Here is a 16134-nt window from a genome sequence, read left to right as displayed (position 1 = left end):
TCGGCTAACTCAACTATTCAACCTATCCTAATCTTCTTAATCTGCTCCAGGTTATCCTATTTATTGCTATTGATCATATCTATCAATCGGTATACTTTTTCCTTTTATATACCTAACTGGGGCTCCTAAACATATTGCTCCCTCCTAAACCTACTTCTATTCTATTATAAGTGAAGTAATTCCGTGTGGCAACATATTAATTGAATTCCCTGCTTCTTCACCCGGCGTTTCATCAGCAACGCATGTTCGTATAGATTGTGGCTTAAAAGAAGGAAATGATAGATTTACCTTTTCCGGTTTATCAGATAATGATCGCAGACGAATAATCATTGACTTTCCATCTTCAGATGTTTTGATGATCGAAATAAAAACGTTCAAATTATCTATTTTTACTAAAGTATTCAGGCTTATTTTTTCTTTAACAGGAGTAGCAATCAGTGGTTGTGATTGTTCAAGCCCAAAACGATTAGCTTTAACCGCATCATAAGCATACTGATGAGGTAATATCCTGTAACGAAAACTCAATTTACCCTCCTGCGACAGCGGAAAATTTGTATGCCAATGATTATTAAGCGCCCAAGAGTATATGGTTGAACTTAATGGCAAATGTTGGATCCATTCAGGCGAATGAAAAGCTCCTCCAATAATATTAGCAGTAATATTACCACTTTCGAAAGTAGGCGCATCCAATGAGCACCAGGTTATCCCCTTGCCTTCATTTGATATATCAAGCCAGCGCTGAAAACAAATCCAATTTCGGTTTGCAGCAGGAAGTTGATCTGCATCTATTTCCACCACGCTCCATGGGACATCAATACGTGTTCGTCCGTTTGGAATGTTAAATGAAAACCCAAAATGAATCCCTTCCTTTTCCGTTATGGCTATTTTATCTACTAAATTATTTATTTCAATTTCCGGCATGCCAGCTATAACACGAACTTCACGGGTCAGCTTATTGCAACCATCGGCTTTTGAAGTCACCTCAATAGCGGCAAGAAGTGGCCCATTCTCTTTAATTAAAGTTTGTACTTCTGTTGGTCCTGTTGCATGTACAGGCTTCTGAAGAGTGGTACTGAAGGGTGTTGTTACATTTGCCGCATATTGCGGGCCACTTGAGGCCGGTTTTCCGCTTCCAAGAAGATACCTAAAACTGTTCATGTTACAGGCATCACCGGGGTTCACAAATTCAACACCTGTTTTATCTTTTAAACTGGTAATATCCCCAGTAACAGGGTCAATCAAAATTTTAACCAACCCATTATCCAGGATATTCCCTTTAGCCATCTTCACACCAGATTTACCCCCGCTTTCAGTACTCAGGGTATAGTTTTTTGTCCCTAATGCGGGAACATCAGATGCTAAAAACACTAATTCGCCTGTACTTAGCCGTTGTGACTCAACCAGTTTATTGTTTTCATCCCGTACGGATAAAACTCCTTCACTTTGATCATTTGAAATTGTGATCAACCCATTGCGTGCCCAGGACAAAGTGTTAAAAACACAGAAAATATTTGACTTATCAGTCGATACAGCGCTAAGCGCATTGGCAAGAAGTTGAATGCTGCTTTTTTCAGCGGTATTAAAGAAATTTTGCTTTACCCCCCATATTTCATCCTGCATATCGGCCTGGTAAGGATTCATATAGCACCAGGTATGTTCTGATCCCATGAGTACATTGCGCCACGCTTCATTCATTTCTGGGCGGGGTGCTTTTTCGCGCGGATGCAACATTGACCAAAGAACGTCTGTTTGAATTAAGCGCTCTTTGGACTTCCGGTTCATAGCTGTCTCTTTAGCTGCAGCCCCCAAACCATCTGTCCAATATTCCGTAAAATCACCTCTGAATGAGGGGATTATATCTCCGTATTTCTTCTCAAATGCCGACATGATATCTGTTGAACTTGCAATAACCAGGTGCGGAAATGCATATTCTTCGTTCCAGCTTTTAACTGCATCGGGCAGGTCAGCATCTATTGGTGTATTATCTGCCATTGCCCATGTCATTGGAAATAAATCGTAGGGATAACTGCTATTACCCTCCAACTGCTTAAGTTTTTCCCATAAATAACCATCGATGAAATTTTCACGGGGATGATCTGTTTTTACGATTTGCAGTAATTTATTTGGATCTTTTTGGCCAGCCATTAAAGGCCAGTATTTAAATCCTTTTTCTCTTGCTCCGGGAGTATAATCGCCGGGTTGAAGAAATAGTACTTTTGAAACGCCATCCTGCCCAATCCACCAGAATGGTTTGAAATTGAATTTGTCGGCTAACCCGGTGCGGTCTGAACCGTTGAACGGGGCGAAAACGTATTTAATTCCAAATTGAGCAGCCATCGGAACGATTCCCCATGACATACCGGGAACATCTGTCTGGTCGATCGTACTTACCGGGACACCTGTTAACTTTTCCAGACGCTTTGCTTCTCCAAAAAACCCGGGAAACTCCTCATCGGCCGTAACACTCGTATTATCATTAATATACCCTGCATCAAGATGGATATATCCCTTTCTGATAGCATCCAATAATTCTTCCCTCTCGGTTGGTGTCGCATTTTTTAAATAACGCTCAACAGGCCACATAACTTCGGGGTTCCAAATATATCGTGCCCCCTCCGGATAGTTTGCCGTTTCCTTTGCCAGCTTCATTCCGTTAATAAGATTGCGCTTATGGATAATTTCGACATTTGCCTGGGTATTTGTGTACCCTATATCAACATGTGCATGTGGGTAAATGTATACTGTCCATTGTCTTTGCTTAGGCAATACAAATGATTTTCTTATGATTTTACTTCCCGCTTTTAATGAAACGAATATTTGTATTTCTTTCTCAACACCAACACCAGATGGAAGTATAATTGTTGCCGTTTCTAATCCATCCTTCCTAAATGGAACAGAGGTGGTTATTGTCCGGCTATCTGCTGTAACTTCTATTTCTGAAGGTTGATATAAATTAGCCCCCTTAAAGGTGAGCACTACTTCTCTTCCTGGCTTGCCATCTTTACAATAACGGTATATGCTTGTTGGTGCACATTCAAAATCATTGGGAAATGGTAATGCTGACTCATTAACTTCAAGCTCAGCTATAAATTTCACTCCGCTCAGGCCATAAACATTGCCTCCCCAATTAGATTCGGCAGCAATAATTACTGACTTTAATGCCTTTTTTTCATTAACGACTATTTCTGATGCTTTTCCATTCAGGTTTTTAGCATCAGGTAATTCCAGTGTAGTTAACTCAAACCAATCAATTTCATTTGTTGTTCCGTACACTTTTATCAAACGAAATCCACGGCTAGTCAGGTTCTCCTGATTATGGTTCCATATCCAAATCTTATTAAAAGATTTTTGAGTTGAAAAATCAAATCTCACCCATGCCTTACATAAAGGCAATCCTTTTGCAGGGATGCTGGCAACAGGATTTTCCGTTGTATGCCACATGGTGAGTGCGCTACCGTTATTATCATGCAGGTTGTTATGAATACCAGAACCGTCTGTTAAATGGTTAACACTTTGGTCTGGACCGAAACTGCTCGATGCCGACGAGGTAATTTCGCTTGCCCGAATATCCTTACTTATTTTGAACGTAGTATTTTGTGCTAAACAACTAAAGCCAATAAGCACAAAAACTAAACTGATTGATAGGGTAATATTTAATGTTTTCATTTTTGATTTTTCAATGTTCCGAAATCACTTTAACGCCTTTGTGTCCTGCTTTAAGCGTAAATTCCTTACCGGCAAAATGGACATTACGTAACTCGCCCGAAAAAGGGCGTGGTGTAGATGGGTCGGCCAAAATACGTCCATTACCGGCTTCAGGAACAAAGCCGAAGAAAGTAGTTATCACAACATCGCTAAAGGCCACGCCACTGATACATTCCTTCATGCAACCCTGCCTTGCTGCAATGCGTACGGGCGCATCATATTCCATACGGTTAGGGCCAAAAAACTCACGGGCCTGGGCAAAAGGGCCTTCGCTTGTAACCACCACCGTACTGCAATAGAATTTATAAGCGCCTTCGGGATCACCCAGGTTCCACATGGTATTAACCGTTAGTGGAACCCAACCGTCATAGGCTCCCATTGGTCCATGATCCGGCCGGTCTGAATTCACCGCTGCAGAATCCTTTAGACTCATGGCACGCATCCAATCACGGGTAAGCAGTTCATTTTTAACAAATGAGACCATCTCTGACTTTTGCTTTCCCGACAGATCTCTTTTCAAAGCGTTACCGGTATAAATAAAGTCTACACAGTGACGCAGTTCCACACGTTTGCCATTTAACTGCCAGGCATTCCAAACCCCGGCGCCCGGCTCGTAAAGCGACATTACTTTGGGAAGTAAAGCAGCAGCTTTTGTCTCAAGTTGTTTAGCACGCATACTATTATTACGCAGCGAATACCATTTGGCCGTCTGCCGCATCATCCAAATATCCTGCGCGTTACAAGATGATACGCAATTGATATAAGCCGGTGCACATTCAAGAAGGTTGTTATTCTCACCGTAATTGGCCAATCCATCATGCCCTTTTGGAAGGGTTTCCCAATCAGTAGCAAGCGCATCCAGGGTTTCTATAACGCTTTTGCCGTTTTCCAGTTTTTCATCCAGAAAAGCACGATCGTTTGTCACACGCAGATATTCGTCAATCGTTTTAAAAATAGTGCATGCGTTGAAGGCATAACCATTGATGCGATTGTAATGAGTCGTATCAAATCCCTTAACATTCCTCAAATCAAGCGCATATCCGCTGGCCTGTCCAGTCCGCGGGTTCTGCACCAACCAGCGGCGCAGCGTTGCCTTCATACCGGCAGGTTCCAGAAGTGCCCATGCGGTTGACTGCATGGATGCATCCCAGTAAAACTGGGTGCCATCTTCACGCTCACCACTTGTAATGAAAGAACGTTTATTGACAGGAAACTGGGTACGTTCTAAAGCTAACATTGTCCATACGCCCACATAGTAGTTACGCATCAGCGCCGCATCATTACTCTTTAAAATGGGTAGATGCCCGGAAAAATGCTTATTTCCGGGAGTAAAAGCATCAGCCCAGCGATTCTCCCAGTTTGTTTTACAAGCATCAAAATAAGAGTTGAACCCGGCAGCCCATTTGATAACATTTGCATCGGTTTGAGCACTTTGTTCAGAAGCTTCGTCCCCAGCAGCAAATTCAATATGCGTAGAACCACCTTTAGGGAGTTCCACCATCCAGCGCCAAACAACAGTATCTTTTTCAACAGATACAGCATCCGGCTTGCGTGCCGGACGTACGACGGACACCACACCTGGGCGCTGTGTGCTATTAGAAACACCAATACCATCAGCCATAAGTTTACCCGGCACATGGAGTGCAAGGGTGATGCGACGCGGCAATATAGTTGTATTAGTTGCAATGATCCGGCACATTACATTTCTTAACTCATTGATCATGCGCGTATCGGTTTCTACCGATGTGCCATTGCAATACTGGTTTCGGCGGAGAGCTTTATAGGGAAAACACCTGGTTTCCATCGCAGGATATTCCTGCCCATCAATGGTCAATGTAGTTATGGGGTGGCCTTTCTTCCAGGGATATATGCCACCCGGATAATAGAAATAGGAGGTCAAATCGCGGTTAACCACCAACATATGATTGAAGTTATGAACAGCCGGCATATTTTCAACCTGCGCCATCGGGATCCAATCGCCAGCCAAATTATCAAGTGTTGGGATACCTAACGCTACAGCGCGCTTTGAAGGGGGAACAGAGATAACCGTATTATGTTGATTTTTTAAAGCAAAGGCTGAAAATGCACTGAGAATAGAAGAAATAAGAATGAAATAAGCGGTATAAGTTTGTTTTTTCATTATGAAATAATTTTCAGGATTAAAGAATCGGGCATATGTATCAGGGGCATATATATTTTATATGATATATTGTTCTAAAATTTATAAATTATGTCTAAAGGTGCTTGGTCAGTTTTCCTTTTAAATAGATATTGCCTATTTATTAACATTACCCGGTTTTCACTTCAAAAAACGTCCCGGCATAGCCGGGACTACCAATCAACTAAACCTCAGGATCTCATCCCTGAAATACTTTTGGCTGCAACACTATTCCACATTTTTTCCATTTCTGTTAGAAAAACCTCACAGGTAATTTTCAATTGATTTAAATGGATAGTTGATTATAGTATGCCATATCTTTATCGGTATATTAAGCTGCATGTTTGAGGCCTGTACCCAGCATTTTGAATGCTGACAGATCGCCTTAAATTGAACTTATATATGATCATTATTTTACTTTAAAGTCTTTTGCTTATTTTTTTATTATCGGTATAAGCTGTCTTCCAAAAGGTTTCGATCATTTCCAGCGATTTACCTTTGGTTTCAGGTATCAGTTTCCAGGTAACCCACAATGCCGGTGAACAACACAGTGCAAATAGCCAGAATGTCCATGAAGAGCCCAGCCCCTCCAGCATTACCGGGGTTAGTTGCCCTACCAAGAAATTGCCTATCCATAATGAAAGTGTCGCCAGGGCCATGGCTTTCCCCCTGATGGCATTCGGAAATATTTCACCTACTACCACCCAGCAAACCGGCCCGAATGAGAAAGAAAAGCAAGCAGTAAAAGCTATAATGAAAATCAATATCCACGGACCAGATGTGATGCCCAATGCAAACAGCGCACCGATGACAATCAACGCAATTACGGCACCACCTATACCGGCAAACAACAGCGGCCTGCGCCCCCATTTATCAATTGTAAAAATGGCTACAAAAGTAAACACAACATTAACCAGCCCTATGGTTACCTGGCCCCCCAAAGCATTATTGAGTGTAAAGCCCGCTTGTTCCAGTATTTTTGGCCCGTAATAAATAACCGCGTTAATACCACATACCTGCGACATAAATGGCAATAACAAACCAATCAAAAGGGCTTTGTGATATACCGGCTTAAATAACTCTTTCAATGATCCTTGCGAATCCTCATCCCCTAACGCTTTAAAGGCCGCTATTTCATTTTTTGCGGCATCAGCGCCGTCAATCTTTATTAAAATGTCTTTTGCTTTTTGTTCTTCGCCCTTTAACAGCAACCACCTTGGTGATTCGGGTACCATGAATAATGAAATAAGGAATATAGCAGCAGGCAAAGCGCCAAGGCCAAGCATAGCCCGCCATACTTCGGTAGAAAAAACCCTATTCATACCATCGCTGCCAAAGAAACCACCTGCGTGGTTAAGCAGATAAGCATTTGAGAAATAGGCAAGCACTATTCCTATAGTTAAAGCCAATTGGTATAGCGAAACCATCATCCCGCGAAAACGCGAAGGTGAAAATTCAGAGATATATAAAGGCGATACCATTGATGCTACGCCGATCCCCAAACCACCAATCAGCCTGAACAATACCAATACGGTGAACGAGCCGGAAAACATACAGCCCAATGCCGAAGCAAGAAACAAAACTGCGGAGAGGATCAGCACTATTTTCCGACCATATTTGTCACTTAGTTTACCAGAAATGCTTACCCCTATAATACAACCCAGTAAGGCACAGCTTACAAACCAGCCTTCGTAATTGGCATCAAGGTTAAAATCGTGTTTTACCAGGCTAACTGTGCCGGAAATTACAGCTGTATCAAACCCGAATAGGAACCCGCCAAGGGCCGCTACCAGGCAAACCAGGTACAGGTAAGTGTTGCTCTTTTTTGTTAAAGTTTTTATTGTTGCTGTGCTCATCGCGTTATTTTAAAAATGCTTTAATAACTTTTGCTTTGCTTTTACCAAGGTTTGTAATCTTATAGCTGTTTGCCGCCGCCGGGACTACAAAAGTTTCGGCATAAGCGAATATTTGGCTTGATCCATCCGCTGTTTCTATCAGTATTGATTCACCTTCAACCAGCATCATCACATGGCAGCAATTATCAGTTTCTATCTTTATCGCACTGTCAAAATCAATGCGGTGTACATCATAAAAATGGTCGGCATGTGTTGGCAAATGGATAAGTTCCCAATCTTTACCAGTTTCTAAAACTTTGGGGGCTGAGATCAACTCTTCCTGTACGCGATTTCCTTTACGCTCAAAATTTAAATTATTAAAGGCATGATCAATATTAATTGGCCGCGGGTTGCCATCAAGATCAAGCCTGAGCCAGTCATACATTTTAAAGGTAAAAATGTATGGGGTGGCGCTTATCTCAAGTACAAGGTTGCCGGCACCAGCGCTATGAACGGTACCATTAGGGATCAAAAACAGATCGTGTTTTTTTGCGGAATGCGATTGTACATAATCGGTAATTGTTACTTCGGAACCTTCATCCTGGCTTTTCTCCAATTCATTCCTGAAAGCTTCAGGATCTATATTTTCCTGGAAACCTAAATATACATGGGCATCCTTTTCGCAATCCAATATATAATAGGTTTCATCCTGGGTAATGGTTTCTCCAAATGTCTCCTGGATGTATTTTAGTTTTGGATGGCATTGGATAGATAGATTACCGCCATCATACGTATCTAAAAAATCAAATCGTATCGGGAACTCATCGCCAAATTGTGCTGCATGTTTGCCTAGTACCTGTTCCTGATTGTGGAACATCAAAAAATCAAACGAAGCTTCCAATAAGTAACCCTCACTTTCAAAAACCAGCCCGTTCTCAGGCACTATCAATTCAAACGACCATGCATAATTGACTACATCTTCATTTATATTGGGGATATGTTGTTTTATCCACTGACCGCCCCATGCCCCAGGCTCAAACCAGGGCCTAACCCGGATTGTTGAATGACAAATCTTGTTTAGCCCTTCCTTAAAATCGGCTGCCAGCATCCAGTTAATATCTGTTGGCCATTGCCCATCTGCTAATACAGTTATTTTATCAAGTATTGCTTTTTTATGCTGATTTAGTAAAACCCAATCCACAAAATAAGATCTTTTATACATCAGAAAAGGCTCTTCCATTTGGTTATTACCCATGTTGGTGACTGAACCAGCCCGCATCCGGTATTGTAATTCATTTTTTGGAAGGTCTATATAAATTATGGGAGAATCCCAATTTATTAATGAAGCGGCCGTACCAATTGCAATATTAATATCATACCCATTGTCCGGTAATTGTGCGGCAAGGTCCTCAAATACATAAAGGTCTTTAAGTTCAAGCAAACACCTGGTTCCCCATACAGATTCCGGTACACCCAGGTAGGGTTGTACAATGGTTTCAATTTCTGAAACGGGCTTCAAAAAAGCTGCGGTATCAATCCAGTTTACCTTTAAACCTGTAGCTGCCATTTGCTGTTGAAGTGCCGATTTAATCTTATCCCAAAACACCCCTGCATAACCATCTATAATAACAGTTTTTTGTTCTACAATCCATTTTGCAAGCGAACCATAGCCATTGAAAATCTTATTTTCACCAAGTGAATAAGCCGGATAAATGTTATAAATACCTTCCAATGCATTATCCTGCTCCAATTTAACGGGCATTAAAAATTGTGAAGATTTACGAAGTGCTATTTCTACTGGCGTTTGATCAAAAATTCGATTATTCAATTGGTTAGAAGTCATATTTGTTATAGTAATGTATGGGTATATTTAGCAAGCAAAAACTTTGCATTATACTAATTTGCAATAATTAACACATATACGATATATGTTATAATGTACAAACATATAAATTAAAAACAATTATTTAAAGTTTATTTGCAGGGTTTGTAATAATGTTACAGTTGCGTTTAATGTACAAACAAATCAACTAATTTTCAAAATGCTTATTATTGTAAATATATTTATATAAATGAAATATTCCATCGACCACAAAAGCCCTATTCCCCTGCATATACAAACAGAAATGCTTTTAAGAGATATAATTGCAGAGGAAGAATATAAAAATGGTAAAACTTTACCTAATGAAGTGGACCTGGCAAAACAATTGGCCATATCCCGTACCACATTAAGACAAGCAATTAATAAGCTTGTTTTTGAAGGTTTGCTTGTGCGGAAAAAACGAACCGGCACAAAAGTGGCCCAGGCCGCCGTCAGCTCAAAATCAAATAATTGGTTAAGCTTTTCGCAGGAAATGAAATTAAGGGGCATACTGATCAAGAACTTTGAGTTGCATGTAACATGGGTATACCCGGATGAAGCCCTTGCTAATTTCTTTGAAATAAAGACCGATCGTAAACTATTGAAGATGGAAAGGGTAAGAGGTAAACCGAATGAGCCTTTCGTGTATTTTGTTTCGTACTTTCATCCACGTGTTGGGTTAACAGGTGACGAGGATTTTAAAAAACCATTATATGAAATGCTGGAAAACGATCACTCTGTTATTGCCACCTTGTCAAAAGAAGAAATCAGTGCAAAAGCTGCTGATACATTTATTGCTGCTAAACTTAAAATAGCGGTCGACAGCCCTGTACTATTTCGAAAACGGTTTGTTTTCGACCAGGGGGAGCGGCCGATAGAATTTAACCTGGGTTATTATAAAGCAGATAGTTTCGTATATACTGTTGAAAGTTCAAGATAGGTAAGTTAAAATCCATTCGCAAGCATAAGTAGAAGCTTGTTTTTATAAAGCTTTTCTTTATAAATATTTAATTCGCAGATTCTAAAAAAACCTTTAACACACCATTGCTTCTTTCCAAATTTTTCTTTGAGGGATAAGATTAATATATGCTACAAGCATATTGCCAATTTCGCTTAATCATATGACAAATACGAGAAATTACAATCACTAAACATTTGTCATTTTTACAGACCATTATAGACTTTTTTTGATTTTAAAATATCAAAACCATTGATATTAAGAACGAACATGAAAAACATCTTTATAACTACTGTTTTAATAATTGGCATTTCTATAAAAGGACTGGCTCAGCAACAGCAGGACCTGGCCGCACAAATCATGGCAGATAAAAAGTTGGACACAGTATACTCAAAAGCCACAACTCTTTTAAGTAAAGGCTTTAACGCTGGTGATGGTTACCCCCAGGTTTGGATACGTGACTTTAATACGTTTATTGAAACTTCCTGTAAAGTTTACAGCCGGGACAGCATACGGGCAAATCTGCTTACTTTTCTCAGGCTTCAACAACCCAACGGCGAAATTGTGGACGGCTATGTATTGAAGGGCCATGTAACCTGGAACGACCCTAATATTTACACCTCTCCTAATGATGTTTCCCATGTGGGTTTTAAAAACACAGTTGAAACAGACCAGGAAACTTCGCTGATACAGGCTATAGGTAAATACATCCGTATAACTGGCGACAGCTCAATTTTGCAGGAAATAATAGCGGGAAAAACCGCGTTACAACGCCTGGAAATGGCTATTGCTTATTTGCAAAAGAACCGTTACTCAGGCAAATATCATCTTTTAACCGGAGCTACAACACAGGACTGGGGAGATGTTCAGATAGAGGGCGGCGCGGTAGTTGATATTGATAAAAACACCCATTGGGCTATTGATATATATGATAACGCCATGTTTGTTATAGCGCTTAATGATATGGCCGGTTTTTATAAAACAGAAACAGACCGAAAAAAGTGGCAGCAGCTAAAAGCTAATACCATCAACTCGATAAGGAAATATCTTTGGGATATAAAAAAACATAAATTCATTCCGCATTTGTATCTTGATAAATCACCATTCCCGGCAAGTTTTGATGAAAACAAAATCTATTTTCATGGCGGAACGGCTATAGCTATTGAAGCAGGAATTTTATCAAAAAATGAAATTATGCTTGTTAATCAGGACATGTTACACAATGTTAAATTATCTGGCGCTCCTTCTATTGGCTTAACACTTTACCCAATCTATCCGGAGAATATTTATAAAAACTCCTCAGCGTCAAAACCATATATATATCAAAACGGAGGAGACTGGACCTGGTTTGGTGCAAGAATGATTCGGCAGCTAATAAGGCATGGCTTTATTAAAGAAGCGTATACAGAATTACAACCCATGCTTAACAGAACAATCAAAGACAAAGGTTTTTATGAATGGTATGGCATCGATGGTAAGCCTAATGGTTCCGCTGCTTTTAAAGGCTCAGCGGGTGTATTGGCAAAAGCTATAGATCAATTGAAAGAGTGGGCAAAACATAATTAAACAGGTGTTAAATTCAATGATGCAGTAACCGCCATTTATCTAATAAATTATCCTTTGCTTAAGGTAAAGGGTCAACTTTTTACTTTAGCTTACCTCAATTTTAGTAGGGTTTCATTCGCAGGGGCTTACAAGCTATAATCGCAACATTTTCTTAGATAAACTTAATGCTTTAATCCTTTGCTTTAGAATAACTAAAAAATTTCTGTATCCACCCATTGTTGAGTTCTTTCATAAAGAACTCAACAATATTTTCTATAAACAGGGGTAGCTTCCTGCCAAGCCGACTCACTCTATTTCACATTTCACTAATTTTTGGGGATCAAAAAAGTGGTTCAGCGGACCGTGACCTTCTCCAGTCTTTACATCCCTGCCCTGCTCTATTGCCTGTTGAATATATTTTTTACTGTTTGATATGGAAATATTCAGATCGTTTCCTAATGCTGTAAAAGAAGCAATGGCAGATGAGAGGCTGCATCCTGTTCCATGTGTATTAACGGTATCAATAGCTGTAGATCTGAAAATACGCTCATTACCCTCTTTGTCCAGGTAAACATCAAACAGGTCAGGGCCTTTTAGATGTCCTCCTTTGATCAGTACTGCATGACAACCGTATTCCATGATCCGTGCAGCGGCCGTTTTCATATCGCCGGGGGTTTTGATGTCCATTCCGGCAAGGATAGCCGCTTCATCTAAATTGGGAGTCACTAATGCGGCTATAGGGAACAAGTATTTTTTTAAAGTTTCCACAGTATCCCCGGCGATCAAACGGTCGCCACTGGACGCCACCATCACCGGGTCGAAAATAACCGGGACATTGGGATATCCACTTAAGGCTTCGGCAATGCCAATAGCCAATTCGGCGCTGTGCATCATCCCGATCTTAATCGCAGAGGGTTTAAGATCATCCATCACCGCTTTGATCTGCGCTTTTACAAACTCGACTGGAATAGGGTGAATACCACTAACACCTAAGGTATTTTGTACCGTAACCGCGGTGATAGCCGTGGTTGCAAAACAACCCAGGGCGCTTATCGTTTTTAGATCGGCCTGTATACCGGCCCCTCCGCCACTGTCTGATCCGGCAATGCTCAGTACTACCGGGTATTTATATTTGCTCATCTTAGATCACCCCGTTTTTTAAACTGTACATTTCGCCTTTGTACAAAGGCTTTAATAGTTGGATCGCCATCTTACTGCGCTGACCGGTCTGGCAACAAAATATCAATTTTTTGTCCTGCGGCAATTCATCAATATGTTCTTTCAATTCGTATAAAGGAATGTTGATCCCACCGATATTATAATCTTCAAACTCATACGTTTCACGCACATCAACCAGGTAGATTTGATCTGCAGATTCGCTTAGCCACGCATTCAGTTCGTCTATCGTTAGCTCATCGGCAGGTGCGGGCGCCACTGTGGTGATGTTTTTTACCTGAACCTGTTTTTGTAGTTTCCCGACTTTAAAAATACTAGTGGTGTTATCAAGCGCACTCATGGTCATCAATTTACCCGACAGGGTTTCGCCAATACCGCAAATGATCTTGATAGCTTCATTTGCCATATAGGTTCCTATGATGCCGGGCAAAACACCCAACACACCGATCCCGGCACAATTGGAAACTTCATCAGCTGGCGGTGTTTCGGGAAATACATCTCTGTAATCGGGTCCATCCTGATAATTAAACACAGATACATGACCTTCAAACTTAAATATAGAACCAAATACAAGCGGCTTATTTAAAGCCACACAGGTATCATTGACCAGATAACGTGTCTCAAAATTATCGGAGCCATCGATCACCATGTCATAAACCCCGCAAATAGCTTCCGCATTAACTGATGTAAAGCGTACCGGATAAGCCGTAATAAAAGTATGCGGATTGAGCAATTCGAGTTTTTCTTTGGCAAGGACCGCCTTTAAGCCACCAACATCATTCAGGCCGTATAAGATCTGCCGGTGCAGGTTGCTGATATCCACGATATCAGCATCTACGATACCGATCTCACCGACCCCGGCTGCAACCAGGTATTGCAACACAGGGCAGCCCAAACCGCCAGCGCCGATCATCAGCACTTTAGCGTTCTTTAGTTTTTCCTGCCCTGTTATTCCGATCTCAGGTAAAATGATCTGCCTGCTATACCGTTTGAGTTCTTCGCCTTTTAACATACCTATTGCGCTAAACTGTTATCCCAATCTTTCCAAACCGGTTCGTAACCTTGCGATCTGATGACTTGTGCAATTTGTTCCGGGCTGCGTTCGTCGCTGATCTCAAATTGTTCCAGCGACTCCGGTTCAACGGCATATCCGCCGGGATTGGTTTTTGATCCTGCGCTGATATTGGTTATACCTAACTTGACAATATTGTTCCGAAAGTTTTCAGATTCCCGTGTGGACATTGAGAGTTCTACCTCTTCGTTAAATATCCTGTACGCACAGATCAGCTGTACAAGTTCGCGGTCGCTCATTTCCACTTTAGGTTCTAAGCCCCCGCTAAATGGCCTCAAACGGGGGAAGGACAGGCTATATTTAGTTTGCCAGTAATTTTTCTCTAGGTAATTAAGGTGCAGTGCCGTGAAAAAACAATCGGTGCGCCAGTCTTCCAGGCCGATCAATATGCCTAAACCCATTTTGTGAATTCCAGCCTGGCCCAGCCTGTCAGGGGTTTCCAGGCGATACCTGAAGTTGGATTTCTTCCCTTTGGGATGGTGTTTTTTATAATCTTCCTGATGATAGGTTTCCTGGTAAACCAGCACCGTGTTCAAGCCATAAGGGGTTAGTTGCAGGTAATCTTCCAGGTCAAGCGGCTGCACTTCCATAGAGATATGTGCAAAATGCGGACGGATCAGATCGAGTACCTTTTTGAAGTAGTCCACATGAACGGTTTCGTTATCTTCCCCGGTCACTAAGAGCACATGGTCATAGCCCATAGCTTTAATAACGCTAACCTCCTGCATGATCTCCATTGGCAAAAGTGTTTTGCGCTTTACCTTATTATCATAGCTAAAACCGCAATAGGTGCAAATGTTTTTACACTCATTTGATAGGTAAAGCGGTACATACATTTGTATCACTTTGCCAAAACGCTTCTGGGTCAATTGCTGGCTGATAGCCGCCATTTGCTCCAGGTATGGCGCTGCCGCCGGGGATACCAGGGCTTTAAAGTCTTCCAACGTTCGTTTACTGGCAGCTAATGCCCGTTCTACATCTTGCCCCGTTTTGGCATAGATGCCCGCTTTGGTTTCGTCCCAATTATAGGTGTTGAAAATATCGCTAAAGTTATTCATCTAAAAAGGAGATTAAGGGGCTGCTTGCCACTGCGTGAGTTACCGGCAGCGCCAGTTTAGCTTCAAAAGCCAGCCGTCCGGCTTCTACAGCCATTTTAAATGCTTTTGCCATTTGTACCGGGTTGCCCGATACCGCGATAGCGGTATTCACCAAAACGGCATCGGCGCCGATCTCCATTGCCCAGGCCGCATCAGATGGTGAGCCGATGCCTGCATCTACAATCACCGGTACATTGCTCTGGCTGATGATGATCTCTAAAAAATCGATAGTTTTTAAACCCTTATTGCTACCTATCGGCGAACCCAGCGGCATCACTGCCGAAGTGCCCGCATCTTCCAGCCGTTTACACAGCACCGGGTCAGCGTGGATATAAGGTAATACGATAAAGCCCAATTTGGCCAGTTCTTCTGTCGCTTTTAGGGTTTCGATGGGGTCAGGCATCAGGTACTTAGGATCGGGGTGTATTTCCAGTTTTATCCAGTTGGTTTCTAATGCTTCCCTTGCCAGTTGTGCTGCAAATACTGCTTCTTTGGCGTTACGCACACCCGACGTATTGGGTAAAAGATTAATATGCTGATATTTTAGCCGGTTGAGCAGGTCATCCTGGTCATTGTTTTTTATATCCACACGTTTGAGGGCAACGGTAACCAGTTCCGAGCCTGAAGCGAGCAGGGCTTCTTCCATCAGAATGGAAGAACTGAATTTACCGGTTCCGGTAAATAAACGGGAATTAAAGATTTTATCGGCTATGGTTAACATGGGGTT

10 protein-coding genes are annotated in these 16134 nt (G+C 41.6%); 2 read left to right on the top strand and 8 right to left on the bottom strand.

The window, feature by feature from the left end; genetic code table 11:
- Positions 1-156: 156 nt before the first annotated feature.
- The 4 genes from BUE31_RS02890 to BUE31_RS02875 all read right to left on the bottom strand — a co-directional run bounded on the left by BUE31_RS02890 (position 157) and on the right by BUE31_RS02875 (position 9460).
- Positions 157-3666 carry a glycoside hydrolase family 38 N-terminal domain-containing protein gene (locus BUE31_RS02890; protein ID WP_073400072.1) on the bottom strand — a complete coding sequence of 1170 codons (3510 nt, stop codon included), beginning with the start codon at positions 3664-3666 and terminating at the stop codon, positions 157-159.
- A 10-nt stretch (positions 3667-3676) separates the two neighbouring features.
- Positions 3677-5692 carry a hypothetical protein gene (locus BUE31_RS02885; protein WP_143167014.1) on the bottom strand — a complete coding sequence of 672 codons (2016 nt, stop codon included), beginning with the start codon at positions 5690-5692 and terminating at the stop codon, positions 3677-3679.
- 590 nt (positions 5693-6282) lie between these two features.
- Entirely contained in the window at positions 6283-7719 is a 1437-nt protein-coding gene (locus tag BUE31_RS02880; protein ID WP_073400068.1) for a sugar porter family MFS transporter, read from the bottom strand.
- Between the two features lie 4 nt (positions 7720-7723).
- Positions 7724-9460, bottom strand: a complete 1737-nt coding sequence (locus BUE31_RS02875; RefSeq protein ID WP_234997739.1) for a class I mannose-6-phosphate isomerase — start codon at positions 9458-9460, stop codon at positions 7724-7726.
- A 310-nt stretch (positions 9461-9770) separates the two neighbouring features.
- Between BUE31_RS02875 and BUE31_RS02870 the strand changes: the two genes are divergently transcribed.
- Both BUE31_RS02870 and BUE31_RS02865 read left to right on the top strand, forming a co-directional pair.
- Complete coding sequence (locus BUE31_RS02870) at positions 9771-10499, top strand: GntR family transcriptional regulator (RefSeq protein WP_073400064.1); 729 nt, start codon at positions 9771-9773, stop codon at positions 10497-10499.
- A gap of 288 nt (positions 10500-10787) precedes the next feature.
- Positions 10788-12083 carry a GH36-type glycosyl hydrolase domain-containing protein gene (locus BUE31_RS02865; RefSeq protein ID WP_073400062.1) on the top strand — a complete coding sequence of 432 codons (1296 nt, stop codon included), beginning with the start codon at positions 10788-10790 and terminating at the stop codon, positions 12081-12083.
- A gap of 285 nt (positions 12084-12368) precedes the next feature.
- Here BUE31_RS02865 and thiD read toward each other — a convergent pair whose 3' ends face one another.
- The 4 genes from thiD to BUE31_RS02845 are packed head-to-tail and all read right to left on the bottom strand — an operon-like array spanning position 12369 to position 16128.
- A complete protein-coding gene (thiD, locus tag BUE31_RS02860) occupies positions 12369-13202 on the bottom strand; it encodes a bifunctional hydroxymethylpyrimidine kinase/phosphomethylpyrimidine kinase (protein ID WP_073400060.1) in 834 nt (277 codons plus the stop codon).
- 1 nt (position 13203) lies between these two features.
- The gene (locus BUE31_RS02855; RefSeq protein ID WP_073400058.1) at positions 13204-14250 is read right to left on the bottom strand and encodes a HesA/MoeB/ThiF family protein; all 1047 of its coding nucleotides are present in this window, start codon (positions 14248-14250) and stop codon (positions 13204-13206) included.
- A 2-nt stretch (positions 14251-14252) separates the two neighbouring features.
- A complete protein-coding gene (gene thiH / locus BUE31_RS02850; protein WP_073400056.1) occupies positions 14253-15368 on the bottom strand; it encodes a 2-iminoacetate synthase ThiH in 1116 nt (371 codons plus the stop codon).
- The gene (locus tag BUE31_RS02845) at positions 15361-16128 is read right to left on the bottom strand and encodes a thiazole synthase (protein ID WP_073401609.1); all 768 of its coding nucleotides are present in this window, start codon (positions 16126-16128) and stop codon (positions 15361-15363) included. The genes thiH and BUE31_RS02845 overlap by 8 nt, the downstream gene beginning before the upstream one ends.
- Positions 16129-16134: the final 6 nt, after the last annotated feature.

The organism is Mucilaginibacter sp. OK098 (assembly GCF_900142915.1).
In the GTDB taxonomy this organism is placed as follows: Bacteria; Bacteroidota; Bacteroidia; order Sphingobacteriales; family Sphingobacteriaceae; genus Mucilaginibacter.
This window is presented reverse-complemented; position numbering and strand designations above follow the sequence as displayed.

Bases quoted from the DNA above. Each gene is read 5' to 3' on its own strand.
- BUE31_RS02890 (WP_073400072.1), bottom strand. From the start codon at position 3,666: ATGAAAACATTAAATATTACCCTATCAATCAGTTTAGTTTTTGTGCTT.
- BUE31_RS02880 (WP_073400068.1), bottom strand. From the start codon at position 7,719: ATGAGCACAGCAACAATAAAAACTTTAACAAAAAAGAGCAACACTTAC.
- BUE31_RS02875 (WP_234997739.1), bottom strand. From the start codon at position 9,460: ATGCCCGTTAAATTGGAGCAGGATAATGCATTGGAAGGTATTTATAAC.
- BUE31_RS02870 (WP_073400064.1), top strand. From the start codon at position 9,771: ATGAAATATTCCATCGACCACAAAAGCCCTATTCCCCTGCATATACAA.
- BUE31_RS02865 (WP_073400062.1), top strand. From the start codon at position 10,788: ATGAAAAACATCTTTATAACTACTGTTTTAATAATTGGCATTTCTATA.
- thiD (WP_073400060.1), bottom strand. From the start codon at position 13,202: ATGAGCAAATATAAATACCCGGTAGTACTGAGCATTGCCGGATCAGAC.
- BUE31_RS02855 (WP_073400058.1), bottom strand. From the start codon at position 14,250: ATGTTAAAAGGCGAAGAACTCAAACGGTATAGCAGGCAGATCATTTTA.
- thiH (WP_073400056.1), bottom strand. From the start codon at position 15,368: ATGAATAACTTTAGCGATATTTTCAACACCTATAATTGGGACGAAACC.
- BUE31_RS02845 (WP_073401609.1), bottom strand. From the start codon at position 16,128: ATGTTAACCATAGCCGATAAAATCTTTAATTCCCGTTTATTTACCGGA.